The sequence below is a fragment of the Bariatricus sp. HCP28S3_A4 genome (genome assembly GCF_052066395.1).
GTDB lineage: Bacteria > Bacillota > Clostridia > Lachnospirales > Lachnospiraceae > Allocoprococcus.
The window spans coordinates 58,554-84,690 of record NZ_JBQHSE010000007.1 but is presented as its reverse complement, the minus strand read 5'-3'; the positions used below and the strand labels follow the sequence as shown (position 1 = coordinate 84,690).

Sequence of the window (26,137 nt, the reverse complement as noted above, 5' to 3'; positions counted from 1 at the left end):
CAGGAGTGATCGTTTCAGAACATGGGGAAGTGTAACAGAAGTGGGACGAACGCGGTGAAAGAAAAAAGTCTTCTATATGATATCGGGAAACGAATTGTCCGGTGGATGGACGGCATGGTGAATCTGACCGTGTTCGTCCTCTTCCTCATGCTGGCAGCATATGGATGTTATGCTATCTGGGATTCGAATCAGATTTATTCAGAGGCCGATAAGAAACAATATGAAACATACAAACCGGAAGGGGACAATTCAGAGTCTTTTGCAGAACTGCAGAAACTGAACCCGGAGGTCATTGCGTGGCTCACGATTTATGGAACAAACATTGATTATCCGGTGGCGCAGACAGATGACAACCAGAAATATGTCAATGTGAATGCCAAAGGAGAATTCTCACTTGCCGGCAGCTTGTTTCTGGATTATCGAAACACATCGGATTTTTCGGATTTCTGCAATATCATTTACGGACATCATATGGAAAAAAAGGCGATGTTCGGAGAACTGGAGAATTTTACGGAGGAAACTTTTTTTAAAGAGCATCGATATGGAAGTCTGTATGTAAACGGAAGGGAGAAAGAGCTTGAGTTTGCTGCAATCTTAAAGGACGATGCATATAATAATGTGATATACAATCCTACGATTGGACAAGAAGAAAAAAAGCAGGAATTTCTTACATATATTAAGTTGCATGCTATGCATTCAAACGATATGGAGCTTTCGGAAAATGATCAGATCCTTTTACTTTCGACATGCACGCCGGAAGGGACAAACGGAAGATTCATCCTGGTGGCAAAGATTGACAACGAAATGAATGCTGGCAAAGGAGAGAAAGAAGATGGAAAAAAGAAATAGAAAGCGGAGAATAAAATTTTGGGTGACATTGTGCTGTGTTCTGGTATTTCAGAACATAACAGTAAGGGCTGCCGAGCAGTCCGCTGAGGTGACGGTTCCGGTGGAACAGGTATTTACGACGGAACAGATAGTTCCCGCAGATTTGAATCGCAGCTTTTCTTATCAAATGCAAGCAGTGGAGCCGTTAGACCCAATGCCGGAAGGAAGTGAAAACGGAAGGCTGGAGTTCAGGCTGAAAGACAATCAGCAGGTTCAGCTCGGACCGATCCGATATCAGCATGGCGGAGTATATGAATATGAAATCCGTCAGATTATTGCAACGAAAGAACAGAACTATTCATATGATGAACAGATCTATCATGTCAGTGTGTATGTGAAGAACACCACTGACGAGAAGATGGTCTGTCAGATCATTGTCGAGAATGAGAAAGGAGAAAAAACAGACGGGGTTATTTTCAGAAACAGTTATCAGGGAAAAACACCCGGAAAACCTTCAAATGTAAAAACGGGAGATGAAAAACAGCGGTTTTGGTGGATGCTTATTGCAGGAATGTCATGGATAAGCGCGTTCGCTGCTGTGGGCTTTGCCAGAAAGAGAAGAGTGAATGTACCGGCAGGAATTCGGAGGGAAAAAAGTGAATTATAAATTGTTAAGGAACTTCCGGAAACGGAACGGATTTACACAACTTGTGGGACGGAAGTAGAGAAAAGGTGTAAAGCTTTTGATTATTCAATAAAGGCTTTACACCTTAGATGTTGTCCGTCATTCATAAATGGTTAAGAAAGTCAAAAATTAGTTGTAATAACGAAAAAACAGCCTGCAGTACATAATCGGGGGAAATACTGCAAACTGTTTTTTCTTAATAATTTCATTAAAGGAGAAATGAAAATAAAAAGTATCAAAATACTGAAAACGTCATATTAAATTATCTGCGTCCCTTTTATGGGTGGGGCAATTGTGACTGACTTAGGATGCCGCCCCGCTCAAGGAACTTTCTAAACTAGTAAGTTATCTTCAAGTTGCTATTATAATACCATGAGGTATTAGAGAAGTAAATTCGCAAAAAAGACAAATGCACTAAAAAAGAGAGAATAAAATTGTGCAAAATCACGTCAAAAAGGCAAAATCCACAAAAGAAAAAGAAGGCGAGAAAAAAATGAAGGAAAAAATGCTGAAGAAGGTATTGGTGAACAATTCTATCTTTATAAAACGTCTCTTTGATTTTTGATATACATGTGGTATCATTAAAGATATTTAAAGCTACATTATAAGCGGATGAAGCAAGAGGAGATTTTTATGAGTGCATTTGTTGAACTGAAGGAAGTGCGGAAGATTTATAAGATGGGGGAAATTGAAATTGCTGCTGCGGACGGGATTGATTTTACGATCAATAAAGGAGAATTTGCAGTTGTTGTAGGACCAAGCGGGGCTGGTAAGACGACGGTTCTTAATATCCTTGGCGGAATGGATACGGCGACAAGCGGTGAAGTGTGGATTGACGGCGCGGATGTGGCATCTTATAATGCGCGTCAGCTCACAGCGTACCGACGGGCTGATATCGGTTTTGTTTTTCAGTTTTATAATCTGATTCCAAACCTGACTGCACTTGAGAATGTAGAGCTGGCTTTACAGATCTGTAAGAATCCTCTTGATGCGGCAACGGTGCTTCAGGATGTGGGATTGGGAGACCGCTTAAACAATTTCCCGGCTCAGTTATCCGGAGGAGAACAACAGAGAGTTTCGATCGCGAGAGCACTTGCGAAGAATCCGAAACTTCTGCTTTGTGATGAGCCGACAGGGGCTTTGGATTATAATACAGGAAAAGCAATTCTGAAGCTTCTGCAGGACACCTGCCGCGAACGGGGAATGACGGTGATCCTGATCACGCACAATTCGGCGATCACACCGATGGCAGATCGGGTTATTAAAATGAAAAACGGAAAGGTAGATTCGATGACCGAGAATCCAAACCCGGTATCGGTAGAAACGATAGAATGGTAGAGTAGAATGAAAAAGAATATATTACGCAAAGATTTTTTCATGGAAATCAGGAAATCGAGGGGGCGTTTTATTTCAATATTTTTCATTGTTGCACTTGGAGTTGCATTTTATTCCGGTATACGTTCATCGCAGCCCAGTATGCTGATTTCCGGAGATGCCTATTTTGATAGAGAAGAACTGATGGACATCAAGGTTATAGGTACGATGGGATTGACGGACGAGGATATTCAGGCGATTTCAGAAGTAAAAGGAATTGCGGAGGCGGAAGGAAGCTACAGTAAGGATGTCCTGTGCCCGACAGGAGAGAATGAGAAGGTCGTACATGTTATGGCGGCACAGGAGAATTTCAACACTGTTCAGGTTGTGGAAGGAAGAATGCCTGAAAAGGAAGGGGAATGTCTTCTGGATGAGGATTTTGTCGCGTATGGAGATTATCAGGTAGGCGATCGAATTACATTTCGCTCCGGAGATGATTCGGAACTTTCGGAATCCCTGACGTGTGATACATTTACGATTGTAGGGATTGGGAACAGTCCGCTTTACATATCATTCGGCAGGGGAAACAGTCTAATCGGAAACGGTGAGGTCAGCGGGTTTGTAGTAGTTGACAAGTCGTCGTTCAATCTGGATGTATATACAGAAGCTTATGTGCGGGTGAGCGATGCGGAGGATGCAGTGGCGTTTACGAAGGAATATGAAGATCTCACGGATGCCGCAAAAGCTGCAATCGAAGAAATTGAAGAAGAGCGCTGTAAGGCACGGCGTGAGGAAGTCCTGGAAGAAGCAAATTCAGAGATTGCAGATGCCGAGAAAGAGTTGGATGACAAATCGGAAGAACTGGATGCGGCAAAGCGGGAACTGGAGGATGCTCGCAGTACAGCCGCGAAGAAGCTGGCTGATGCAAAAAAGGAGCTGGAGGACGGCGAGGCACTTCTTACGCAGTCACGAAAGCAGATCGAAGACGGTAAGAAACAAATCGAAGATGCGAAATCCGAACTGAATCGTCAGCAGAGTACCTTAGATGAGGCAAAGAAGGAATATGAGAGCGGATATGCAGAATTTTCCGAAAAGGAGAAGGAATTAGACGAAGCGGAAGCGGAGTATCAGAAAAACTATGATCAGTATATGCCGCTGATCACTTCCGGGAAGGAAGAGATCGCCAATGGAAAAGAGCAGATTGAAGCCGGACGTGAGCAGATCGAAGAAGGAATCCTGCAGATTGATACCGGTATCGAACAGTTTCAGCAGGCAGCAGATGGTCTGGAGCAGATCGACTCGGCACTTGAAACATTGGATAAGCTGGTACAGATTGGGCAAAGCCTTTATGAAAAGATTTCTGCGGTTCCTGAGGAGGAACGTTCAGAACTGCAGAACAAACTCGTAGAGATTTACGAGGGAATGCTGGAGAAGAAAGAGGCACTGGAAGAACAGAAGAATGAAATTCTTGTTCAGCTGCAGGTGGCCGGAGTAGAAAATGAGGAGCAGATTCCTGCAAAAATAGAGGAGCTGCAGCAGCAGAGAGAGGAACTGATCCAGAAACGAAGTGAGCTGGATGCGACCGAGAAGGAACTCCTGGAAAAAGAAGAAGAACTTCTGAAGCAGGAGCAGCAGCTTATTGAAGCTGGGCAGGCTCTGGAATCGGGGAAAAAGCAGCTCGAGGATGGAAGAAAAGAACTGTTAGATGCAAAGCAGCAGATCGAAGACGGGCAGAGACAGCTGGATGCCGCATGGACACTGATCCGTGAAAAAGAGGAAAGCCTTAATCAGGGAAAAAAAGAAATTGTTTCGGCTGAGAAAGAACTGTCCGAAGGAAAATCCGAGTACGCCAAAGCGGCAGCGGATGCCGTGCAGCAGATTGAAGACGGTGAAAATCAGATCCGTGAAGGCGAAGAAAAATTGATTGAGGCGAAGCAGCAGATTGCGGATGCAAAAGCTGAGATTGCGAAGGTGGAAGAGCCGAAATGGTACATTCAGAACCGGAGTGAAGCAATGGCTGAATATGACGGCTATGGAGAAAATGCGGATCGTATGCGCTCGATCGGAGAGGTTTTCCCATTCTTGTTCTTCCTGGTCGCTGCGTTGATTAGCTTGACAACGATGACCAGGATGGTGGAGGAACAGCGTATCCAGATCGGCACGATGAAAGCACTCGGATACGGGAAATTGGCCATAGCTAAAAAGTATATTTTCTATGCACTTTCCGCGACACTTGGCGGAAGTATCGTGGGCGTCCTGATCGGTGAGAAGGTGTTCCCACTGGTTATCATTTATGCATATAAGATCCTGTATAAACATTTGCCGGATATTCTGCTCCCCTATCATTTGAGCTACGCGGTTCAGGCGACAGGAATTGCTGTGATCTGTACGCTTGCGGCGACGATCGGTTCCTGCTATAAGGAACTCGCATCTCATCCGGCTGCGCTCATGAGACCGCCGGCACCGAAACAGGGCAAACGGATCCTTCTGGAAAGAATCGGATGGTTCTGGAGAAGACTTAGTTTTACATGGAAATCATCGATCAGAAATCTGATCCGCTATAAGAAACGGTTCTTTATGACCATTTTCGGTATCGGAGGATGTATGGCACTTCTTCTGGTCGGCTTTGGCCTTAAGGATTGCATTTACGAGATCGTAGACCTTCAATATGAAAAGATACAGTTTTATGATGCGACTGCATATATGAATGATACGATCGATAAAGAAGAAAAAAATCAGATCCTTGACGAATTGGAAGCAGATTCGGCGCTGGATGATTTTACACAGGTGAGGATGCAGAAACTGAAAGTGAAATCGGAAAGCGCTGAATCAAGCGTGTATCTTGTGGTACCGGAAAGTGAAGAAGAACTGAAAAGCTTTCTTAGCTTCCACAGCAGAACCAGTGATGAAACATATACACTTGCCGAAGATAAAGTGATTCTTACCGAAAAGATGTCTCAGATCCTTGCGGTGAATGTGGGAGATACCATCACGATCAAAGATGACGACAAAGGAGAACGTGAAGTTGTGATCGGCGCTATATGTGAGAACTATATGGGACATTATCTCTATTTGAGCAATGATACCTATGAAGAGCTTTATGGGGCACCGCCGAAATATAATAGCATCCTTCTTCGTATGAAGGACGGACAGGAAGACTCGATCGAGGAAACGGGCAGGACGCTGCTGGAATTTGATGATGTGTTAAATGTGAGTTACAGCAAGAGCATCGAAAGCAGGCTGGATGATATGCTTCGAAGTCTGAATCTGGTCATCATCGTGTTGATCGTTTCTGCGGGAATGCTTGCGTTTGTGGTGCTGTATAATCTGAATAATATCAATATCACAGAGCGAAGGCGTGAACTGGCTACACTGAAAGTTTTGGGATTTTATGATATCGAAGTCGCATCTTATGTATACAGAGAGAATGTGATGCTGACCTTCTTGGGAGCATTGGTGGGAATGGGACTTGGAAATCTCATGCACAGATTTGTGATCGTAACCGTTGAAGTCAATGAAGCGATGTTCGGAAGAGAAATTCACCCAATCAGCTATCTGTACAGCTTCCTGTTTACCGTGGCATTCTCTATGTTCGTGAACTGGATCATGTTCTACAAACTGAAAAAGATTGATATGGTGGAATCTTTGAAGAGCGTAGAATAGAAAGTTTAGAAAAAGTTTATATTTTTCACAAAATTATTAGCACTCATTCAAAATGAGTGCTAATTTTCTATTGACATTTGGATTTTAGGGTATTAAGATATCTGATAGATGTGAAAAAGAAAAAAATATTTAACATAAGGAGTGGTACAAATGGCAGCAAAAAAAGGCAGTCTTTCAATTAGCAGCGAAAATATTTTCCCGATCATTAAGAAATGGGTGTATTCCGATCATGATATTTTCGCACGTGAACTTGTTTCCAACGGATGTGATGCGATTACTAAACTGAAAAAACTGGATATGATGGGCGAATATGAAATGCCGGAAGATTATAAAGCAAAGATCCAGGTTATCGTAAATCCGGAAGAGAAAACATTGAAATTCATCGATAACGGACTTGGTATGACCGCGGATGAGGTGGAAGAGTATATCACACAGATCGCTTTCTCCGGCGCAACGCAGTTCCTTGAAAAGTATAAGGACAAGACGACAGAGGATGACATGATCGGTCACTTTGGCCTTGGATTCTATTCCGCATTCATGGTTGCGGACGAAGTACAAATCGATACACTTTCTTATAAAGAAGGCGCAGTACCGGTACACTGGGTAAGTGATGGCGGAACAGAGTATGAGATGGAAGACGGCAATAAAGAGGGAGTTGGAACGGAGATTACCTTATTGCTTAATGAAGACAGCCTTCAGTTTGCCAATGAATACCGTATGCGTGAAGTGCTGGAGAAATATTGCTCCTTCATGCCGGTAGAGATCTATCTTTCAAAAGAAAATGCAGAGACAGAATATGAGACGATTCCGGAAGAAGAACTTCTGGATACCGATGAGGTCGTTGAACATATCCATGAAGATGCAAAGATGGAAGAAAAAGAAAATGAGAACGGCGAAAAAGAAATGGTAGAAGTTTCACCGGCAAAGGATAAAGTTAAGATTGTGAAGCGTCCGGTTCCGATAAATGATACACAGCCGCTCTGGACCAAACATCCGAATGAATGCACGAAAGATGATTATATCGAATTCTACCGCAAAGTATTTATGGATTACAAGGAGCCTCTGTTCTGGATCCATCTGAACATGGACTATCCGTTTAATCTGAAAGGTATTCTGTACTTCCCGAAGATCAATACAGAATATGATTCCATCGAAGGAACCATCAAACTGTATAACAACCAGGTATTTATCGCAGACAATATCAAGGAAGTGATTCCGGAATTCCTGATGGTATTAAAGGGCGTGATCGATTGCCCGGATCTTCCGCTGAACGTATCAAGAAGTGCACTGCAGAATGATGGATTTGTACAGAAGATCGCAGAATACATTTCCAAGAAAGTGGCAGACAAATTGTCCGGAATGTGCAAGACTGATAAGGAAACTTATGAAAAATACTGGGATGATATCAGTCCGTTCATCAAATTCGGCTGCCTGAAGGATGAGAAATTCTGTGATAAGATGAAAGATTACATCCTCTTCAAGAATCTGGATCACAACTATCTGACACTCAAAGAATGTATTGAGAAGAACGGCGGCACGATTGTAGAGCCGAATGAGAATAAAGAAGATGAGAACGAGGATGCAAACACCGTTACAGAGGATATGAAGACAACCATCTACTATGTAACGGATGAACAGCAGCAGAGCCAGTATATCAACATGTTCAAGAAAGAAGGACTGGATGCAGTGATTCTGTCCCACAACATTGATTCTCCGTTCATCACACAGCTGGAGCAGAGAAATGAGCATGTGCGGTTCCAGAGAATCGATGCAGAACTGACCGATCATTTCAAAGAAGAAGTGGCAGAAGACGAAAAGGATGCATTTAAGGAAAAAACGGACAGCCTGATGGAAATCTTCCGGAAAGCGCTTGGAAAAGATAAACTGAATGTGAAAGTGGAAAAGATGAAAGATGAAAATGTCGCTTCCATGATCACCCTTTCTGAGCAGTCACGCCGTATGCAGGAAATGATGAAGATGTATGGCATGGCAGGAATGGATCCGTCCATGTTCGGAGATGATTCTACATTGATCCTGAATGCAAATCATCCGCTGGTTCAGTATGTGGTGGATCATAAAGACGGTGAAAATACAGAACTGTTCTGCAAACAGCTTTACGATCTGGCGATGATTGCGCATAAACCACTGAATCCGGAGGAAATGACGGAATTTGTAAAACGAAGCAATGAGATAATGTTAATGCTTACAAAATAGAATACTGCAGATCATAAAAACGGGGGTCTCCTGATGTGCGATGTCATTTAGGGACCCCTTTCTTATGTGTTAAGACAAGATTTCAAAGGGGATATCCTGTTTTGTAAAGATACGCTGGACCATTTTGTCCCAGGCCTGCTCCAGCGATTTGTCCATCGTGAACAGCTTCATAGAGGTGCCTGTCGTACAGGTAAGGGATGTGCCGTTGAATTTGAAATTGAGATACAGTCCCTGTACATCAGCCGGGGAAAAAGGAAGCTCTTCCCGCTCAAGAAGATGGGCGATATTCGGTGAAGAAAGCGATAATACAAGCTTGAAGCCAAGCGGAGTTCGCTTCCCTTTGATCAAGGAAAAACAAAATTCCCTTACTTCTTTCCAGAGCGCAAAATTCCGTTCGATCTGAACAGGTTCGTCGGTTATGTCCTGATGGAAAAAATCTTTTTTCAGATGTCCGTCAAACTGAAATGTACAGAATGTGACGATCTCACCCTCAATGAAGAGAAACGAATCGAAACCGGAATGCAGAAGCAGTCCATTCATGCATTTTTTAGTGTCAAGTGAAAAGATCAGCATGAAATACCTCCTGAAATGTGTAATGATATCATTATGTATAGCTAAGTATAGCATACCGGAATGGGAAATGCATCAATTGACTTTTCTTAATAAAGACAGTACAATGAGAATGCTAAGGTTTCGGGAGCACGAAAGGTACACCGATCCGTAAGTATTTGTATGACCTCCTGGGTCAGAAAATGGGGTTAAAAGTGACAAATAAGATCGAACAGCAATTTAAGAACAGGGAAAATGCAGGTGCTGTGCGCCTGAATAAATACTTGAGTGAATCCGGCGTATGTTCCAGAAGAGAAGCGGACAAGCTGATAGAACAGGGGCGTGTGACCGTAGACGGGAAAAGAGCGGTTCCGGGTACGAAGGTGATGCAAGGACAGGAAGTGAGAATCGGGAAGAAGGTCATCTCCCGTCAGGAAGAAATGGTCGTTCTGGCCGTCAATAAGCCGCGAGGCATCGTATGCACGGAGGAGCGAAGAGAGAGAGACAGTATCGTCCGTTTTTTGAACTATCCCATCCGAATCACCTACGTCGGAAGATTGGATAAGGATTCGGAGGGTCTGCTCCTGATGACCAATAACGGCGATATCATCAATAAGATGATGCGTGCGGGAAATCATCATGAAAAGGAATATAAGGTTACGGTGAATAAGCCGGTGACGGAGGAGTTTTTGAGAAAGATGGCCTCTGGAGTCCCGATCCTGGATACGGTGACAAGACCTTGCGTGGTGGACAAGATTGGAAAGTATAAATTCCGGATTATCCTGACCCAGGGCCTGAACCGGCAGATCCGGAGGATGTGCGAAGCGCTGGGATACGAAGTGAAAGAACTAATCCGAACCCGTGTCATGAATATTGAGCTGGGAGACTTAAAACCCGGTCAGTATCGTAAGGTGACGGATCAGGAGCTGAATGAACTCTATGAACAGATCAGAAACTCATCCAATGTGACGGTGCACCAGGAGGATAGAATAGATGGATAAAAAGAAAAGAATGCAGGAATTGGTAGAACTGCTGAATCGGGCAGGGAAAGCGTATTATCAGGAATCCCGCGAAATCATGAGCAATTTTGAATATGATGCACTGTATGATGAGCTGAAAGGCCTGGAAGAAGAACTGGGCATCGTGCTTGCTTCCAGTCCGACGATCCATGTGGGATATGAGGTGCTCAGTGAGCTCCCGAAAGAACGCCACGAGTCACCGATGCTTTCACTGGACAAGACAAAAGAGGTCTCCAGACTGAAGGAATTTGTGGGAAACCAGAAAGCGGTGATCTCCTGGAAGATGGACGGGTTGACGATTGTTCTGACCTATCGCGGCGGAACACTTTATAAAGCAGTTACCCGGGGAAATGGAGAGATCGGAGAGGTTATTACCAACAATGCCCGTGTCTTTAAAAATATCCCGCTTCATATTTCCTATAAGGGGGAATTGATCCTGAGAGGGGAGGCTGTAATCGGCTACCGGGATTTTGAAAGGATCAATGAGACAATTGAAGATGTGGATGCGAAATATAAGAATCCGAGGAATCTCTGCAGTGGTTCAGTGAGACAGCTTAATAATGAGATTACAGCTAAGAGAAATGTGAAGTTTTACGCATTTACGCTGGTGAAAGCCGAGGGAGTGGATTTCCATAATTCCAGAGCATACCAGCTTGACTGGCTGGCGGATCAGGGATTTGAAGTGGTAGAACACTATCCGGTGACTGCGGACGAACTGGAAGAAAGAGTGGCTTATTTTGCAGAGAAAATCAAAGAAAATGATTTTCCATCGGATGGTCTGGTTCTGGTATATGATGACATTGCATATGGACAGTCTCTGGGAAGAACAGCGAAGTTCCCGAGGGATTCCTTTGCATTCAAATGGGCGGATGAGATCAAAGAGACCCATCTGCTTGAAATCGAGTGGAGCCCGTCGAGAACAGGGCTGATCAACCCGGTTGCGATCTTTGAACCGGTGGAACTGGAAGGAACCACGGTAAGCCGGGCCAGTGTCCATAATTTGAGCATTATGGAGGAACTGGAGCTGGGAATCGGAGATACGATCGAAGTGTACAAGGCCAATATGATCATTCCGCAGATTGCACGGAACCTGACGAGGAGCGGCAGGATCGAAATCCCACGGACTTGTCCGGTCTGTGGAGGAGAGACGAGGGTACGGCAGATGAATGATGCCAAGTCACTTTATTGCACGAATCCGGAATGTCAGGCAAAACGGATCAAAGCGTTTGCACTTCTTACAAGCAGGGACGCACTGAATGTAGAAGGACTTTCCGAGGCAACACTGGAGAAATTCATCGCCAGAGGGTTCATTCATAAATATACGGATATTTTCCATCTGGACCGGTATCAGGAAGAGATTCAGTCGATGGAGGGATTTGGAGAAAAATCCTACGCGAATCTGATACAGAGTATCGAAAAAGCAAGGGAAACAACGCTTCCTAAGGTGATCTACTCATTGGGGATCGCGGGAGTAGGACTTGCGAATGCGAAACTGATCTGCCGGGAATCGGACTACGATGTCACAAAACTGATGAATGCGACAGAAGAGGAACTTTCTGAGATTGCGGGTGTGGGGCCTGTGATCGCGAAGGCGTTTACGGAGTATTTTTCATCGGAAGAGAAGAAACAGGCGTTTCTGGAACTTATGCAGGAGTTGAAGATTCAGGAAGAACCAAGAAATGAAGAACAGCAGTTTGCCGGAATGAATTTTGTAATCACCGGAAGTGTGAATCACTTTGCAAATAGAAATGAAGTGAAGGAACTGATTGAACAGAGGGGCGGGAAGGTTACCGGTTCGGTAACAGGAAAGACAAATTATCTGATCAACAATGATGTGAATTCGACATCTTCCAAGAATAAAAAAGCGAGGGAGCTGAAAGTTCCGATCATTTCGGAAGAAGAATTCATGAAGCTTGCAGGACTGTAAGACGACGTCAGAAGCAAAGGAGGACAAGAAAATGTCAGAACATGATGATTTGAATAAGAACAACCTGGAACAGGCTTCTGGTTCGAATGATAATAAAAAGAAGAACGACGGATACGAAAGGTATTGTTTTATCTGCCGCCGTCCTGAGAGTGTTGCCGGGAAAATGATCGATCTGCCGACGAATATCTGTGTCTGTGCAGACTGTATGCAGAAGAGCTTTGATGCGATGAACAACAGTGGCTTCGATTACACGCAGTTTATGAATATGCCGGGAGGACCGATGATGGGATTCGGCGATTTGGAAAATCAGATGCCGAAGCAGCAGAAAGTGAAAAAGAAAAAGCCGGAGGAGAAGCGGGAACCGATCCTGAACATCCGGGATATTCCGGCTCCCCATAAGATCAAAGCAAAACTGGATGAATATGTGGTCGGACAAGAGCATGCAAAGAAAGCAATCTCGGTTGCAGTTTACAATCACTACAAACGGGTTGCGACGGATACCATGGACGAGATTGAGATTGAAAAATCCAACATGCTGATGATCGGACCGACCGGTTCCGGGAAAACCTATCTGGTCAAAACACTGGCAAAGCTGCTGGATGTGCCGCTTGCGATCACCGATGCGACTTCGCTGACTGAAGCGGGATATATCGGAGATGATATTGAGAGCGTGGTATCCAAGCTTCTCGCGGCAGCGGACAATGATGTGGATAAGGCGGAACAGGGAATTATTTTCATTGATGAGATTGATAAAATCGCGAAAAAGAAGAATACCAGCCAGAGGGATGTCAGCGGAGAATCTGTACAGCAGGGAATGCTGAAACTCCTGGAAGGCAGTGAGGTCGAAGTCCCGGTCGGGGCAAACAGTAAAAATGCCATGGTACCGCTGACTACGGTGAATACAAAGAATATTTTATTCATCTGCGGAGGGGCATTCCCGGATCTTGAGAAGATTATTAAAGAACGCTTGACGAAGAATTCTTCAATCGGATTCGGGGCGGACTTGAAAGACAAATATGACCAGGATAAGACTATTCTGGAAAAGGTGACGACGGATGATCTGCGGAATTTCGGCATGATCCCGGAATTTCTGGGACGTCTTCCGATTGTGTTCACGCTTCAGGGACTTAATGAAGAAATGCTGGTGAAAATTCTGAAAGAACCGAAAAATGCCATTCTGAAACAATATCAGAAGCTGCTCGCGCTGGATGAGGTGAAGCTGGATTTTGATGAAGATTCGCTTCATGCTATTGCAAGAAAGGCAATGAAGAAGGATACAGGAGCCAGGGCGCTGAGGGCGATCATTGAAGAATTTATGCTGGACATCATGTATGAGATTCCGAAGGATGACAGCATCGGCCAGGTGACGATCACACAGGCATACATAGAAGGAACGGGCGGGCCGATCATCCGGCTGCGTGGTCAGGAGGTGCCTCTTCTGGAGTCACAGGCGTAGAGTAACGCAATAATCGGCAGAATATTCTGCGGCATATCTGAGAATCATACCTCATATATTTTGAAAAAAGTATATGAGGTATTGTTATATGCCGGATCGGGAAATCTGCAGAAGGCGGGTGCTGTCGGAGGATTACAGAGATTTCATTCTCAGCGGGAGTAAGGGATTCCGGGAAGAATTCTCTGAGGAGGACCTCTGCCGGATTCCGCTTGAATATACGTTCCAGATTGCATTTCTGGAAAATGAAGGAGAAAACGGAAGATCCCTTTACCGTTTCCCTTATTATTCTATCCCCAAGTGCTATACGCTTCTGGATATGGAAGTGCTGGAACAGGTGGGCGTGTCACGGGTGCAGAGCCTTCCGGGGCTGGAACTGTATGGTGAAGGGGTTCTGATCGGATTTATTGATACCGGGATCCGGTATGAAGATATGGTGTTCCGTAATCTGGACGGTTCGACGAGAATCATTGCAATCTGGGATCAGACGATACAAAGCGGAAAATTGCCGGAATATCTCCCATACGGCAGTGAATATACGAGAGATATGATCGATGAAGCACTTCGGTCAGAACATCCGCTGGAAATCGTTCCGACAATGGATACAAACGGACACGGCACCTTTGTGGCCAGTGTGGCGTGCGGCAGTGCCGATGCAGAAAATGTATTTATGGGGATGGCTCCGGAAGCGGATATTGCAGTGGTGAAATTAAAAGAGGCCAAGCAGTATTTGCGGGATTTTTACTTTATTCATTCCGATGCGCCGTGCTATCAGGAGAACGATATTATGGCGGCGGTCTATTATCTCAGAATGCTTGCCGCAGGCAGGCGGCAGCCACTGATCCTTTGCATTCCGCTCGGAACCAATCTGGGAGGACACAGTGGTGCCACACCACTTGCATCTTATCTGGAAGTGCTTTCAAGCGCTTCTTTGACGGCTATCGTGACGGGAGGTGGAAATGAGGCGGATAAACGGCATCATTTTCTGGGGACTCTGAGCGATGAACGGGCAGAAGATGTAGAAGTCAGTGTGGGAGAGGGAGTACGCGGATTCGTCATGGAGATATGGACGGAGATTCCCAATATTCTGGCGGTCACGATTCTTTCTCCAACCGGGGATCAGAGTGGGCGGATACCGGTCAGAAGCGGGATTGGAAGTTACAATTTTGTGTTTGAGAAGACGAGACTGAATGTAAGCTACCGTATTTTGGCGGAAAATACGAATTCTGAATTGATTTTCCTGCAATTTGAACAGCCTCTGACCGGAATTTGGAGGATTCGAATCGAGGCAGTTCAGGCAGGTGACGGACGTTTTCACATCTGGCTTCCGGTGGAGGAATTTCTGGAAGGCGAAGTGTTCTTTCTTCGCTCCAATCCGGATTATACGATCACATCACCGGGAGATGCGGTTTCTGTGGCGACTGTGGCATACTATAATGGAAATGAGAATGGTGTTGCGGTCAGTTCGGGAAGAGGATATACTAGACTTGAACGGGTAAAACCTGATTTTGCGGCACCGGGAATCCGTGTGCCGGGAGTGAATCTGAGAGGACAGATCTCACTGCGGTCCGGTTCCAGCGTGGCGGTCGGCATCACCGCCGGTGTGGAGGCACTTCTGATGGAATGGCTTGTGAGAATCGGAGAAATACCGGATTCCATGCAGATCAGGAACCTTTTGATCCTTGGAGCAGACCGCGAGGAAGGAAGAACGTATCCGAACAGAGAATGGGGATACGGAACATTGAATCTGTATCATACCTTTGAACAGATACGGAGATTTTAGATGAATTGAAAATCGGGAAAGGAGAACAAAAGATGGATGATTTTTTTAGTACTTTAGGAAAGCGTATTTCCGACACGGTTGATGAATTTGGAAAGAAAGCGGAGGATACTCTGGAGATCCAGAAGCTGAAAGGAGATATCTATTCGCTGAAACGTGAGAACAGCCGGGATTTTGCGGATATCGGGAAAAAGGTGTATGAGCATTTTAAAAATGCAGAAGAAGTTGGAGAAGAATATCTTTCTTTTTGTGAAGAAATCGAAAAACGGGAAGAAAAGATTCAGGAATTGAATCGAACTATTTCACGTATCAAAGGAGAGTAGAGCATGGCAGTCTTGTGTTTTCTTATTATCGTGACTGTTGCAGGGGTGGACCTGGGGGTGAAACAGTATATAGAAAAACATGTAAAGTCAAATGAAGAACGGAATATTCTGCAGAAAAGAGGGATACTCCGGAAGGTTCATAACAAAGGAATGATCATGAATCGTCTGGAGCGTTATCCGCTGTTCGTTCAGCTCGCATCTGTTTTTGCTCTGGGAATCATGATGCTCTGGCAGGCATTTCTGCTCAAGAAACCGGGATGCCGGATGGAAAAAGCGGGTGTTGCGCTTATGCTCGGAGGGGCAGTAAGCAACACATACGACCGCGTGAAAAGACGGTATGTGGTCGATTATCTGGCAATCAGGACACCACATAAAAAACTGACGGATATTACGTTCAATCTTGCAGATCTCGCAATTGTCGGCGGCGCGCTCGTAATGCTTATAGGATTTTTGACCTCTGAAAAGCAATCATCATTCTGAAAAAATTCATTTTTGAACATATTTCAGAATAATTTCATAATATATTTGATTGACGCGAGAAATATTTATTGCTACAATGATTTGTATAATAGTATACAATCAGGAGGTATGAAAGAATGCTGAAAGGATTTAAGAATGCCGCAGAATTAGATTTCTCACTTGAAGAAAATAAAAAGAAAATGGAAGAGGCATTTCAGCAGATTGATGCTGAAAAGGGCAGTGTATATCCGCTGATCATCGGTGGAGAAAGAATTGAGACAGAGAAGAAGATTACTTCTTTATCTCCTGCAACGAAAGAAGTGCTTGGATACGCATGTTCCTGCAGCCAGGAGCTTGCAGAAAAAGCGATTCTTGCAGCGAACGAAGCGTTTAAGACATGGAGTGTGACTCCGGTAGAAGAGAGAATCCGCTGCCTGAGAAGACTTGCTGTATTATTGGATGAGAACCGTTTCATCATTGACGCATGGAATGTGGAAGAAAGTGGAAAGAACTGGGGCGAAGCTGACGGAGAGCTCTGTGAACAGCTTGATTTCATTAATTCTTATGTAATGCATATGGCAGAACTGGATAAAGGTCTGGAACTTGTACCGACCGATGAATATACAAAATGTATCTACATCCCGATCGGTGTCGGTGTGGCTGTTCCGCCGTGGAACTTCCCGTTATCACTTCTCGGGGGTATGGTTGCGGCGGCAGTTGTGACAGGTAATACGATCGTATGTAAGCCGTCTTCCGACACACCGATCGTTGCTTACAAGTTTATCGAGCTTTGCGAAAAAGCAGGAATTCCGGCAGGCGTTGTGAACTATATCCCCGGATCAGGATCTGAGATCGGAGATTACATTGTAGAACATCCGCTGACCAGATTTATTAATTTCACAGGATCCAAAGCAGTAGGATGCCGTATCAACGAACATGCAGCAAAGATTTCCGAAGGACAGAAATGGATCAAACGTGTCGTTGCCGAGATGGGCGGAAAGAACGCTATTATCGTTGACTCAACAGCAAATATCAAGAAAGCTGCAAAGGGAATTGCAAACGCGGCATTCTCTTTCCAGGGACAGAAGTGTTCTGCGTGCTCAAGAGCAATCGTTATGAGCGATGTATACGATGAACTTGTTGATGCAGTAGTAGAAGAAGCAAAAGCACTCAAAGAAGCTCAGGCTTCCGGAAGAAGCAATGCTCCGATGGGACCGGTTATCAACCAGGCTTCCTTCGACAGAATCAAAGGCTACATTGAAGTGGCACGCGGAGAAGGAAACATCGTATTCGGTGGTACATACAGTGACGCAGAAGGATACTACATCGATCCGACTGTTGTACGTGACATTAAGAGAGATGCAAGAATTGCAAACGAAGAAATCTTCGGACCGGTGCTTGCAGTGATCAAAGTGGATTCTTTCGACGAAGCACTCGACATCGCAAACCAGACTGAATATGGTCTGACAGGTTCCGTATACAGCGAAACCCGCGAAAACATCATGAAAGCAAAAGTACAGTTCCAGGTAGGCAACCTGTACTTCAACAGAAAATCAACGGCAGCAGTCGTACTTCAGCATCCATTCGGAGGATTTAATATGTCCGGAACCGATGCTAAGACAGGAACAAGCGATTATTTGACAAACTTCCTGAATCTGAAGTCTATTACAGAGGATTTAATGTCGTAGGGGAGTGAGCGCCGTCGAAACGAAGTGGGAAAGTCCGCGCCGTCGAAACGAGGTTCGGGGATGGGATGCTCCGATGCTTCGGGGCCTTCGACTTCATGCACAAAAATCTAAGAGTCTGAGACAGTCGACCAATGGGTCTCCTGCCTCAGACTCTATTTTTTTGGCATGAATTCTGACGGACCCCTCCGCTTAACCTCCGCATCCCACCCCCGAACCTCGTTTCGACGGCGCTCACTCAAGACGGAAGTAGGTTGAGCGTTTGTACGTTACTCCCTCATAACGCTACTCTTATCTTAGGTGGGGGGAGGGTTCAAGATTATTTTTCGGTGTACTAGGTTGAATGATTCATTCAGATTATAGGAACTCATTCCCGTCCAGAACATGCGCTAAGCGCCCTTGCGGCGCGCAGCCGCATAAAATTGCGAATGTGTGAAACATTTGAGGGAGCGGCAAGGAGAGGGGCAATCGCGGAGGTTAAGTGGAAGCGACCGGAGAATACATGAGCCAAGATGTTAGAAAAACCGGCAGGAGGGGCGTTCCCCGACTGCCGGTTTTCCTTACAGATTGGCACATGGAGTCGCAGGCGCTGGAACGTCGCAGCGATTGCCCCCTCTCTTTGCCGCGGACCCCAAATCCTCCACCCCACAATTTTACCTACTCTTCCTTAAATCCTTCCCCCACCACTTCATTTGATTCCATGATCACCAGAAATGCCTTTTTATCAATTTCTTTTACGAGCTTACGAATCCCGTACATTTGTTTATTATTGCATGCGCACATGACCACATCTTTTTGATGTTTGGAATAGCTTCCGATTCCCTTGAGGATCGTGGAGCCGCGGCCAAGGATTTCATCGATTTTCGCGCACACTTCCGGGCCGTGTTCGGTTACGATCAGAGTAACTTTTCCACGGTCGATACCATACATGGTCTTATCTACAACGATAGACATCAGGTAACTCACGATTACACCGTAGATCAGGCTGTCCATGTCTCTGGATACGAGAACGGTTCCCAGAAGTACGATGAATGCGTCCATGGCGAATGTAATGTTGCCGATCGTCAGATGAGGATTCAGTACCCGGATGGACATCATAATAAAGTCAGAGCCTCCGGTAGAAGAATCCCGCATGTAGATCATGGCGTAACCCAGTCCGGAGAGGACACCGCAGCAGATGGCAGCGAGAAGCCGGTCACCTGTGTAGGTAGGAAACAGAGGTGCAATTACGTCGATGATAAATGAGGTAATAAAAATGGTACGAACCGAACGCAGAAAAAAGCTTCGCCCCAGGATACGGAAGGTAAATAATGCAACCGGGATGTTGAGCAGCAAAGCAGTTGTACCGATTGGCCAGCCGAAAAGGTGATAGAAGATCAGAGCGATTCCGTTAAAGCCGACCATGGGAAATTTTGCGGCAGCAGCAAAGTTGTAAACCCCGATTGCGATTAGAATTCCACCGGCAATATCCACCAGAATATCAATGGCGAGATTCATGTTTTTCTTTTTATTCATGACAATTCCTCCTATGCAAACACCTAGAATGAAGGGAATATTCCGAGGTATATTTAGATTATAACCAAAAAAAACATCTGCAAATTATATCATGACCCCAGAGGGAAAATATAATCCGCAAATGCTCTTATTGACTCAATTATACAATCAAAAATGTGAAAATGTCAACACTTCCGACAGGAAAATGTGTTATTATAATAAGTATAGTAACAGGATAAAGAAAGATTGCAGGAGGAAACTTGAATATGAAAATCGTATTTCTGGACGTAAAAACAATAGGAGATGACATTGATTTATCCAGTTATGATGCATTGGGTGAAGTTGTAAAATATGGTTTTACTAAATCGGAAGAGGTGCCTAACCGGGTTCGGGATGCGGATGTGATCATTCTGAACAAAGTGCAGATCAATGAGCAGACCATCGGTGAAGCTGAGAAATTGAAACTGGTCTGCGTGACAGCGACAGGAACCAATAATCTGGATAAGGAGTACCTGGAAAAGCGAGGAATAGCCTGGAGAAATGTGGCCGGATATTCTACGGAGACGGTGGCGCAGCATACATTTGCGATGCTTCTTTATCTGCTGGAAAAGATGCGGTATTACGACGATTACGTGAAGGAAGAACGCTATGTGAATGACACGATCTTTACACATTTTGCAGAGCATTTTCATGAGATTTCGGGGAAAACGTGGGGGATCATCGGACTTGGCAATATCGGGAGAAGAGTGGCCGGGATCGCGGAGGCTTTCGGGGCGAGGGTTATCTATTGTTCACCTTCCGGTGCCGCTCCTCAGGAAGGCTATCATCAGGTTGATTTTGAAACGCTTCTTGGGGAATCGGATATTGTTTCAGTACATGCGCCTTTAAATGAATATACGGAGGGGCTTATGGATGCAGAGGCATTCCGGAAGATGAAAAAGAGCAGCATTTTTCTGAATCTGGGGCGTGGGCCGATCGTGAGGGAACAGGATTTGTGCGATGCTCTGGAAAATGAGGAGATTGCTGCGGCAGGACTGGATGTGCTCTGCAAAGAACCGATGAGTGAAAATAATCCGCTTCTCAAGATCAAGGACAGCCGGAAGCTTCTGATCACGCCGCATGTGGCATGGGCCAGTGTGGAAGCGCGGACGAAACTGATGAATATTATTCTCGGACAGATCAGGGAATGGCAGAACGAAATGGAAATACGTTAAGGAATATATATTAAGAAAAACGCGCCGATGATGGCGCGTTTTCGCTGTTCCTATTTTGCATAAATCTTAACAAGTTCTAATACAATGTCGGTCGCTTGATCCATACCTTCTACGGTAATGTGCTCATATGGTCCGTGATATGCATGACCGCCGGTTCCAAGGTTCGGGCACGGCAGGCCTTTGAAGCTGAGCTGGCAGCCGTCTGTGCCGCCCCGGATCGGGAGAATCTGCGGGGCAACATTCGCATTTACACATGCTTGTTTTGCATTTTCAATTAAGTGCATGCAGCCTGCAATGATTTCGGACATATTTTTATACTGTTCGGTAATGGTCAGTTTGACGGTTCCCTCGCCCCATTTGGCGTTCAGATCCTTCTCGATCAGACGAAGGGTATTTTTGCGCATCTCAAAGTAGTCCTTATCGTGATCGCGAATAATGTAATGAAGTTCTGCGCTCGTAACATCACCGGACATGTTTGTAAGATGGAAGAAGCCCTCGTAATCTTCTGTTCCGCGCGGGGTTTCGCATCCTGGAAGCATCTGGTTGATCTCCATGGCAACAAGGCATGCATTGATCATGGTGTCCTTGCTGGATCCGGGATGGACGCCAAAACCGGTGATTTCAAAATCGGCTTTGCATGCATTGAAATTTTCATATTGAATCTCGCCTTCGGAATCTCCGTCCAGTGTGTAGGCAAAATCGGCTCCGAATTTTTCTACATCAAAATGTGCAGTTCCGGCACCGACTTCCTCATCGGGGGTAAATGCGATACAGATGGTTCCGTGAGGAATATTTTCTTTGATCAGGCGCTCAGCCATGGTCATAATCTCTGCAATGCCCGCTTTGTCATCCGCGCCAAGTACGGTTGTGCCGTCTGTTGTGATCAGGGTGCGACCTTTCAGCGAAGGTAAATGAGGAAAATCTTTAACAGACAGCGTACGTCCGCTGGTCCCGAGCGCCAGATCACCTCCGTCATAGTTTTCATGTACAATCGGTTTGATATCGTGATCACAGTAATCGGAAACAGTATCCATATGTGCAATAAAGCCGATCTTAGGTTTGCTCTCCAGACCCGGTGTCGCGGGAATCGTGCCGTAAACATAGCAGTATTCAGTTACGTGGGCATCCGCAATGCCGATTGCAAGCATTTCATCTTTCAACAGATCTGCCAGCTCAAACTGACATTTGCTGGAAGGAGAAGTTGTGCTGTTTTCATCACTGGGTGTGCGGATCGCAGCGTAGGTTAAAAATCTTTCATAAGCTCTCATAGTATTCCGTCCCTTCTGTTTTACTGGTTCTTGAATTTTATTATACGATTAATAAAAAGGCTAGTCAAGGCTGTTGCTGTGGATGAAAATACAGATTGTCTTAATGCAATATAGAATGATTACCAACATAAAATTAACGCATTCCGAAGAATCTTTTCACAATCTTAACACATGGCAGTGTATCATGTATGTAACCTGTTATTCGGGAAATACTGGTTATAAGTGAGTGAAGTTGGGGCGGTGAGAGTATGTTTCCGGTAATTGCTGTTGCTGTGGTTCTTCTGCTGGCAGGATTTCTTTTCTTTTTTGGAATGCGTCTGATGAAAAAGCTGGATTCATTTCTTGATACGCTGAATACGCTGAAAGAGAAAGAGAATACGCAAGGGGAAGAAATACAATGAAGTTTTTTTATAAAAAGTTGACGCAGACACAGATGATTGTGTTTGGATATATGTTGATTATTCTGGCTGGGAGCATTTTGTTGATGCTCCCGGTTTCTTCGCGGGATGCAGTATGGACATCATTTGCGGACTCACTGTTTACATCGACCTCTGCTGCATGTGTGACAGGGCTTGTGGTGGTTGATACCTGGCAGCACTGGTCGCTTTTCGGACAAGTGATCATCCTTATCCTGATCCAGATTGGTGGTATGGGATTTATGACATTGGGTGTTTATATGGCGATTCTGCTTCGGAGAAAGATCGGGTTGAGAACAAGGGGAATCTTGCAGGAAAGTATCAACAGCCTGCAGATTGGAGGAATCGTTAAGCTTGCCAAGAAAATAATCAAAGGAACTGCATTTTTTGAAATAGCCGGAGCACTCATCCTTATGATTCGTTTTGTGCCGGAATTTGGGGTCTGGCGTGGAATCTGGTATGGAATCTTTCATTCGGTTTCGGCGTTTTGTAATGCCGGATTTGATCTGATGGGGTGCACGGGAGCATATAATTCTCTGACCAGATACTCAGGCGACTGGCTTGTCAACCTAACGGTTATGACACTGATCGTAGTCGGAGGAATCGGATTCTTTGTATGGGATGATTTGTCAGTCCATAAGTTTGAGTGGAAACGATTTCGTTTACATACAAAAATTGTAATTTCTACAACAGTCGCTTTGATTTTGACAGGCGCAGTATTGTTTTTCATAATGGAGCGTCATAATGTATTGAGCGGGATTCCCTTGGGAGAACAGATCTGGTGTTCTTTTTTTAATTCGATCACAGCGCGTACTGCCGGATTTAATACAACAGATACGGGGGCGTTGACCGAAGGAAGCAGGTTTGTGACGATGGTGCTGATGTTTATCGGAGGAAGTCCGGGATCCACAGCAGGCGGAATCAAGACATCGACCCTTGTGGTACTGTTGGTGTTTGTTCGGGCAAATCTCCGTCAGGAATCAGGATGTAATGTTTTTAACAGACGATTGGATGATGGGGCGATCCGCAAAGCCAGTGTCGTTCTTTGTACTAATTTGTTTCTTTCAATCATAGCAGTGACGTATATTATGGCGAGACAGCCGGTATTTGCTTTTTCAGAGGCACTGTTTGAAGTGCTTTCGGCAATTGGAACCGTAGGAATGTCGACCGGTATTACCAGAGGGGTGTGCCAGAGTTCCAGACTGGTACTTATTTTTCTGATGTTCTGCGGAAGAATCGGCAGTCTGACATTTGCACTGTCACTGAGAGGACATAAACATGATGCACCGGTGAAACTTCCGGTGGAACAGATTACGATTGGATAATGGGGAAAAGGAGAAGGGAATATGAAATCGGTTTTGATTATCGGATTGGGAAGATTTGGCCATCATCTGTGTGCGGATATGGTAAAACTTGGTAATGAAGTAATGATTATTGATCGGGATGAGGCAAAGACAGAGGATCTTCTTTCCATAGCGACATCGGTAAAAGTGGGAGATTGTACAAATGAAGAGGTTTTAAGAAGTCTGGGAGTCGGGAATTTTGATATTTGCTTTGTATGTATCGGTTCTAATTTTCAGAGTAGTCTGGAGATTACCAGCCTGGTGAAAGAGCTGGGGGCGAAACATGTGGTCAGTAAAGCAAACCGGGATATTCATGCTAAATTCCTGCTACGAAACGGAGCGGACGAGGTGTTTTATCCGGACCGCGATATTGCAGAACGTCTGGCAGTAAAATACAGTGCAAATCATGTGTTTGATTATTTTGAACTCAGTAAGGATTATTCAATATTTGAGATTCAGCCTAAAAAAGAGTGGATCGGACATACCATAGGTGAAGCGAATATTCGGGCTAAATATCATGTTAATATTTTCGGTATTCGTGCGGGAAGTGAACTGGTTGTATTGCCGAGAACAGATTACATTATGAAAGCAGATGACCATTTAATGGTGGTCGGACTTACAAAAGATATTGACAGGTTACTTGCCAGTATGGGAAAATAGTAAGCATGAATAGAAAAAAAGAAGTAATAAAGTATGCAGGGCGATCTATCGGAATCCTGCTGCTTGCTACAGGATTTTCTATCGTGCTTGCAGAAGCGGGAATCGGAAAAGAAAATGTACTCATGATCTACATTGTGGGTGTGCTTCTGGTCACAGTCTGTACGACCGGGTATTTTTATGGTGCACTGGCTGCAGTTCTTAGTGTATTGATGTTCAATTATTTCTTTACGATTCCTGTACATACATTTGCGATTATGAATCAGAATGATGTTGTGTTGATGGTCTTCTTTCTGGTGGCGGCATTTATATCATCGAGTCTAACGGTGCGCTTCAGAAAACAGATGAAGATCACAGAAGACACAAAAGCGCAGATGGAGCGAGAACGGCTGAAGAGCAGTATGCTTCGAAGTATTTCACACGATTTCAGAACACCACTTACCGGCATTCTGGGGGATGCCGGACTTTTGGTTGAGGCGGAAGAAATGGATGCCGGTATGAGAAAGGAACTGGCGGGAGAGATACAGGAGCAGGCAGTCTGGCTTATGAAGACGATGGAGAATATCCTGAGTATGACTAAGATTGAGAGCGGTCAGTCCTTTATCACAAAACAGCCGGAAGTAGTGGATGACATCATTTATGAGGCGGCAACGCATGTCATCGGCCTGCGTGATAAGAGGCAGTTTGAAGTAAAACTGCCAGATGAACTGGTCGTGGCCTCTATGGATGGAAGGATGATGGTACAGGTGATCATTAATCTTCTTGACAACGCCATGAAGCATACAGTTGAGGGAGACCGGATTTGGATCACGGTTTCCTATGAAAAAGAAAAAATGTTTTTTGCTGTCGAGGATGAAGGAGAGGGAATTTCGGAAGAAATACTACCAAATATTTTCGACGAATTTATTACACAGGGAGCAGGCAGAGAAGATGGTAAACGCGGCATCGGTCTCGGGCTTGCTATTTGTCGTGCTGTTATTGAAGCACACGGAGGGGAAATTTACGCAGAAAACCGAAAGAAAGGCGGAGCACGTTTTGTGTTCTGGCTGAATGCAGAGCAGGTGAATACGGATGGAAGATAAACGACATATTTTACTCGTTGAGGATGATAAATACATCATTAATTTTATTTCAATGAGTCTAAAGAAAGAAAATTATGGCTTTTATATCGCCAAGACGGTTGAGGAGGCAATCAGTCTTTTTTATGCAAATCGTCCGGATATGGTTATTCTTGATCTGGGACTTCCGGATGGAGACGGCATGGATGTACTGAAAGCAGTCCGGGAGATCTCACAGATTCCAATTATTGTGGTCAGTGCCCGTCAGGAAGAACAGCAGAAGATTGAGGCACTGGATATGGGGGCAGATGATTATGTGACAAAGCCATTTTATATGGGAGAGCTGATGGCGAGAATTCGGGTTGGCCTTCGAAAAAGTTCTGTTCAGCAGCAGGAAGAAACTGATCCTGTTTTTGTATGTGATTACCTGACGGTGGATAGGGAAAAGCATCTGGTCATGATTGACGGTGATGAAGTGCATTTGACGCCATTGGAATATAAGATCCTGAATCTTCTGATCGAAAACCGGGGAAAGGTTCTGACACACCGGTATATTCTGAGTGAGATATGGGGAAGCAGTCAAGGAGTTGAGTCAGGAAATCTCAGGGTGTTTATGGCGGCTCTGAGAAGAAAGATTGAGAAAGAGCCGACAAATCCGCAGTTTATTCTGACAGAAGTCGGAGTTGGATATCGGTTTAAGGGATAGCGTGTATCGAAAAAACTCTTTTTTTGTAGTATAGTATCGAAATATGTCAAAATGCTCCAATACGGAGCATTTTGTGCTATAG

At 44.8% G+C, this 26,137-nt stretch carries 21 protein-coding genes; 18 read left to right on the top strand and 3 right to left on the bottom strand.

Translation table 11 applies throughout. From position 1 onward, the window contains the following. Window positions 1–21 precede the first annotated feature (21 nt). The 5 genes from srtB to htpG all read left to right on the top strand — a co-directional run bounded on the left by srtB (window position 22) and on the right by htpG (window position 8,704). Window positions 22–849 (top strand): class B sortase, encoded by an 828-nt coding sequence (srtB, locus tag ACTNBF_RS05540; RefSeq protein ID WP_427820297.1) that lies wholly within the window; start codon window positions 22–24, stop codon window positions 847–849. After that, window positions 833–1,495 (top strand): Spy0128 family protein, encoded by a 663-nt coding sequence (locus tag ACTNBF_RS05535; RefSeq protein ID WP_427820298.1) that lies wholly within the window; start codon window positions 833–835, stop codon window positions 1,493–1,495. Before srtB ends, ACTNBF_RS05535 begins: the two co-directional genes overlap by 17 nt. A 651-nt stretch (window positions 1,496–2,146) precedes the next feature. Beyond that, window positions 2,147–2,851 carry an ABC transporter ATP-binding protein gene (locus ACTNBF_RS05530; RefSeq protein WP_427806790.1) on the top strand — a complete coding sequence of 235 codons (705 nt, stop codon included), beginning with the start codon at window positions 2,147–2,149 and terminating at the stop codon, window positions 2,849–2,851. Window positions 2,852–2,890: 39 nt separating this feature from the next. After that, the gene (locus tag ACTNBF_RS05525; RefSeq protein ID WP_441088875.1) at window positions 2,891–6,490 is read left to right on the top strand and encodes an FtsX-like permease family protein; all 3,600 of its coding nucleotides are present in this window, start codon (window positions 2,891–2,893) and stop codon (window positions 6,488–6,490) included. A gap of 150 nt (window positions 6,491–6,640) precedes the next feature. Continuing rightward, window positions 6,641–8,704, top strand: coding sequence for a molecular chaperone HtpG (htpG, locus tag ACTNBF_RS05520; RefSeq protein WP_427806793.1), 2,064 nt, complete (start codon window positions 6,641–6,643; stop codon window positions 8,702–8,704). Between the two features lie 69 nt (window positions 8,705–8,773). Here the strand turns inward: htpG and ACTNBF_RS05515 are convergent, their stop codons facing one another. Beyond that, window positions 8,774–9,277: a DUF5721 family protein gene (locus tag ACTNBF_RS05515; RefSeq protein WP_427806795.1), complete on the bottom strand. Its 504-nt coding sequence runs from the start codon at window positions 9,275–9,277 to the stop codon at window positions 8,774–8,776. 179 nt (window positions 9,278–9,456) lie between these two features. Between ACTNBF_RS05515 and rluF the strand changes: the two genes are divergently transcribed. The 7 genes from rluF (at window position 9,457) to ACTNBF_RS05480 (ending at window position 17,902) form a co-directional block, all read left to right on the top strand. Beyond that, entirely contained in the window at window positions 9,457–10,254 is a 798-nt protein-coding gene (gene rluF, locus ACTNBF_RS05510) for a 23S rRNA pseudouridine(2604) synthase RluF (protein WP_441088874.1), read from the top strand. Beyond that, window positions 10,247–12,199 (top strand): NAD-dependent DNA ligase LigA, encoded by a 1,953-nt coding sequence (ligA, locus tag ACTNBF_RS05505; protein ID WP_427820302.1) that lies wholly within the window; start codon window positions 10,247–10,249, stop codon window positions 12,197–12,199. Before rluF ends, ligA begins: the two co-directional genes overlap by 8 nt. A 31-nt stretch (window positions 12,200–12,230) precedes the next feature. Next, window positions 12,231–13,655: an ATP-dependent Clp protease ATP-binding subunit ClpX gene (gene clpX, locus ACTNBF_RS05500; RefSeq protein ID WP_441024000.1), complete on the top strand. Its 1,425-nt coding sequence runs from the start codon at window positions 12,231–12,233 to the stop codon at window positions 13,653–13,655. Between the two features lie 88 nt (window positions 13,656–13,743). Beyond that, a complete protein-coding gene (locus ACTNBF_RS05495) occupies window positions 13,744–15,435 on the top strand; it encodes a S8 family peptidase (protein WP_427806800.1) in 1,692 nt (563 codons plus the stop codon). 32 nt (window positions 15,436–15,467) lie between these two features. Further along, entirely contained in the window at window positions 15,468–15,755 is a 288-nt protein-coding gene (locus tag ACTNBF_RS05490; protein ID WP_427820303.1) for a hypothetical protein, read from the top strand. Window positions 15,756–15,758: 3 nt separating this feature from the next. Continuing rightward, window positions 15,759–16,235, top strand: coding sequence for a signal peptidase II (locus ACTNBF_RS05485; RefSeq protein ID WP_441017877.1), 477 nt, complete (start codon window positions 15,759–15,761; stop codon window positions 16,233–16,235). Window positions 16,236–16,351: 116 nt separating this feature from the next. Beyond that, window positions 16,352–17,902: an L-glutamate gamma-semialdehyde dehydrogenase gene (locus ACTNBF_RS05480; RefSeq protein WP_427806803.1), complete on the top strand. Its 1,551-nt coding sequence runs from the start codon at window positions 16,352–16,354 to the stop codon at window positions 17,900–17,902. Window positions 17,903–18,556: 654 nt separating this feature from the next. On the opposite strand, the gene ACTNBF_RS05475 is transcribed toward ACTNBF_RS05480, so the two are convergent. Beyond that, window positions 18,557–19,414, bottom strand: a complete 858-nt coding sequence (locus ACTNBF_RS05475) for a YitT family protein (protein WP_441088873.1) — start codon at window positions 19,412–19,414, stop codon at window positions 18,557–18,559. A gap of 245 nt (window positions 19,415–19,659) precedes the next feature. Between ACTNBF_RS05475 and ACTNBF_RS05470 the strand changes: the two genes are divergently transcribed. Next, a complete protein-coding gene (locus ACTNBF_RS05470) occupies window positions 19,660–20,607 on the top strand; it encodes a D-2-hydroxyacid dehydrogenase (RefSeq protein WP_441088872.1) in 948 nt (315 codons plus the stop codon). A gap of 50 nt (window positions 20,608–20,657) precedes the next feature. Here the strand turns inward: ACTNBF_RS05470 and pepT are convergent, their stop codons facing one another. Further along, complete coding sequence (gene pepT, locus ACTNBF_RS05465; protein ID WP_427806806.1) at window positions 20,658–21,875, bottom strand: peptidase T; 1,218 nt, start codon at window positions 21,873–21,875, stop codon at window positions 20,658–20,660. A gap of 248 nt (window positions 21,876–22,123) precedes the next feature. On the opposite strand from pepT, the gene ACTNBF_RS05460 reads away from it, so the two are divergent. Genes ACTNBF_RS05460 through ACTNBF_RS05440 form a run of 5 tightly spaced genes read left to right on the top strand, consistent with a single transcriptional unit; the run spans window position 22,124 to window position 26,055 of the window. Continuing rightward, the gene (locus tag ACTNBF_RS05460; protein ID WP_427806807.1) at window positions 22,124–22,276 is read left to right on the top strand and encodes a hypothetical protein; all 153 of its coding nucleotides are present in this window, start codon (window positions 22,124–22,126) and stop codon (window positions 22,274–22,276) included. Then, window positions 22,273–23,616, top strand: coding sequence for a TrkH family potassium uptake protein (locus ACTNBF_RS05455; RefSeq protein ID WP_427806808.1), 1,344 nt, complete (start codon window positions 22,273–22,275; stop codon window positions 23,614–23,616). The genes ACTNBF_RS05460 and ACTNBF_RS05455 overlap by 4 nt, the downstream gene beginning before the upstream one ends. Before the next feature lie 21 nt (window positions 23,617–23,637). Continuing rightward, a complete protein-coding gene (locus ACTNBF_RS05450; RefSeq protein ID WP_427806810.1) occupies window positions 23,638–24,294 on the top strand; it encodes a potassium channel family protein in 657 nt (218 codons plus the stop codon). 5 nt (window positions 24,295–24,299) lie between these two features. Then, window positions 24,300–25,373: a sensor histidine kinase gene (locus ACTNBF_RS05445; protein ID WP_441088871.1), complete on the top strand. Its 1,074-nt coding sequence runs from the start codon at window positions 24,300–24,302 to the stop codon at window positions 25,371–25,373. After that, window positions 25,363–26,055 carry a response regulator gene (locus ACTNBF_RS05440; RefSeq protein WP_427806812.1) on the top strand — a complete coding sequence of 231 codons (693 nt, stop codon included), beginning with the start codon at window positions 25,363–25,365 and terminating at the stop codon, window positions 26,053–26,055. Before ACTNBF_RS05445 ends, ACTNBF_RS05440 begins: the two co-directional genes overlap by 11 nt. Window positions 26,056–26,137: the final 82 nt, after the last annotated feature.

Bases quoted from the DNA above. Each gene is read 5' to 3' on its own strand.
- srtB (WP_427820297.1), top strand. From the start codon at position 22: ATGGGGAAGTGTAACAGAAGTGGGACGAACGCGGTGAAAGAAAAAAGT.
- ACTNBF_RS05535 (WP_427820298.1), top strand. From the start codon at position 833: ATGGAAAAAAGAAATAGAAAGCGGAGAATAAAATTTTGGGTGACATTG.
- ACTNBF_RS05530 (WP_427806790.1), top strand. From the start codon at position 2,147: ATGAGTGCATTTGTTGAACTGAAGGAAGTGCGGAAGATTTATAAGATG.
- ACTNBF_RS05525 (WP_441088875.1), top strand. From the start codon at position 2,891: ATGGAAATCAGGAAATCGAGGGGGCGTTTTATTTCAATATTTTTCATT.
- htpG (WP_427806793.1), top strand. From the start codon at position 6,641: ATGGCAGCAAAAAAAGGCAGTCTTTCAATTAGCAGCGAAAATATTTTC.
- ACTNBF_RS05515 (WP_427806795.1), bottom strand. From the start codon at position 9,277: ATGCTGATCTTTTCACTTGACACTAAAAAATGCATGAATGGACTGCTT.
- rluF (WP_441088874.1), top strand. From the start codon at position 9,457: ATGGGGTTAAAAGTGACAAATAAGATCGAACAGCAATTTAAGAACAGG.
- ligA (WP_427820302.1), top strand. From the start codon at position 10,247: ATGGATAAAAAGAAAAGAATGCAGGAATTGGTAGAACTGCTGAATCGG.
- clpX (WP_441024000.1), top strand. From the start codon at position 12,231: ATGTCAGAACATGATGATTTGAATAAGAACAACCTGGAACAGGCTTCT.
- ACTNBF_RS05495 (WP_427806800.1), top strand. From the start codon at position 13,744: ATGCCGGATCGGGAAATCTGCAGAAGGCGGGTGCTGTCGGAGGATTAC.
- ACTNBF_RS05490 (WP_427820303.1), top strand. From the start codon at position 15,468: ATGGATGATTTTTTTAGTACTTTAGGAAAGCGTATTTCCGACACGGTT.
- ACTNBF_RS05485 (WP_441017877.1), top strand. From the start codon at position 15,759: ATGGCAGTCTTGTGTTTTCTTATTATCGTGACTGTTGCAGGGGTGGAC.
- ACTNBF_RS05480 (WP_427806803.1), top strand. From the start codon at position 16,352: ATGCTGAAAGGATTTAAGAATGCCGCAGAATTAGATTTCTCACTTGAA.
- ACTNBF_RS05475 (WP_441088873.1), bottom strand. From the start codon at position 19,414: ATGAATAAAAAGAAAAACATGAATCTCGCCATTGATATTCTGGTGGAT.
- ACTNBF_RS05470 (WP_441088872.1), top strand. From the start codon at position 19,660: ATGAAAATCGTATTTCTGGACGTAAAAACAATAGGAGATGACATTGAT.
- pepT (WP_427806806.1), bottom strand. From the start codon at position 21,875: ATGAGAGCTTATGAAAGATTTTTAACCTACGCTGCGATCCGCACACCC.
- ACTNBF_RS05460 (WP_427806807.1), top strand. From the start codon at position 22,124: ATGTTTCCGGTAATTGCTGTTGCTGTGGTTCTTCTGCTGGCAGGATTT.
- ACTNBF_RS05455 (WP_427806808.1), top strand. From the start codon at position 22,273: ATGAAGTTTTTTTATAAAAAGTTGACGCAGACACAGATGATTGTGTTT.
- ACTNBF_RS05450 (WP_427806810.1), top strand. From the start codon at position 23,638: ATGAAATCGGTTTTGATTATCGGATTGGGAAGATTTGGCCATCATCTG.
- ACTNBF_RS05445 (WP_441088871.1), top strand. From the start codon at position 24,300: ATGAATAGAAAAAAAGAAGTAATAAAGTATGCAGGGCGATCTATCGGA.
- ACTNBF_RS05440 (WP_427806812.1), top strand. From the start codon at position 25,363: ATGGAAGATAAACGACATATTTTACTCGTTGAGGATGATAAATACATC.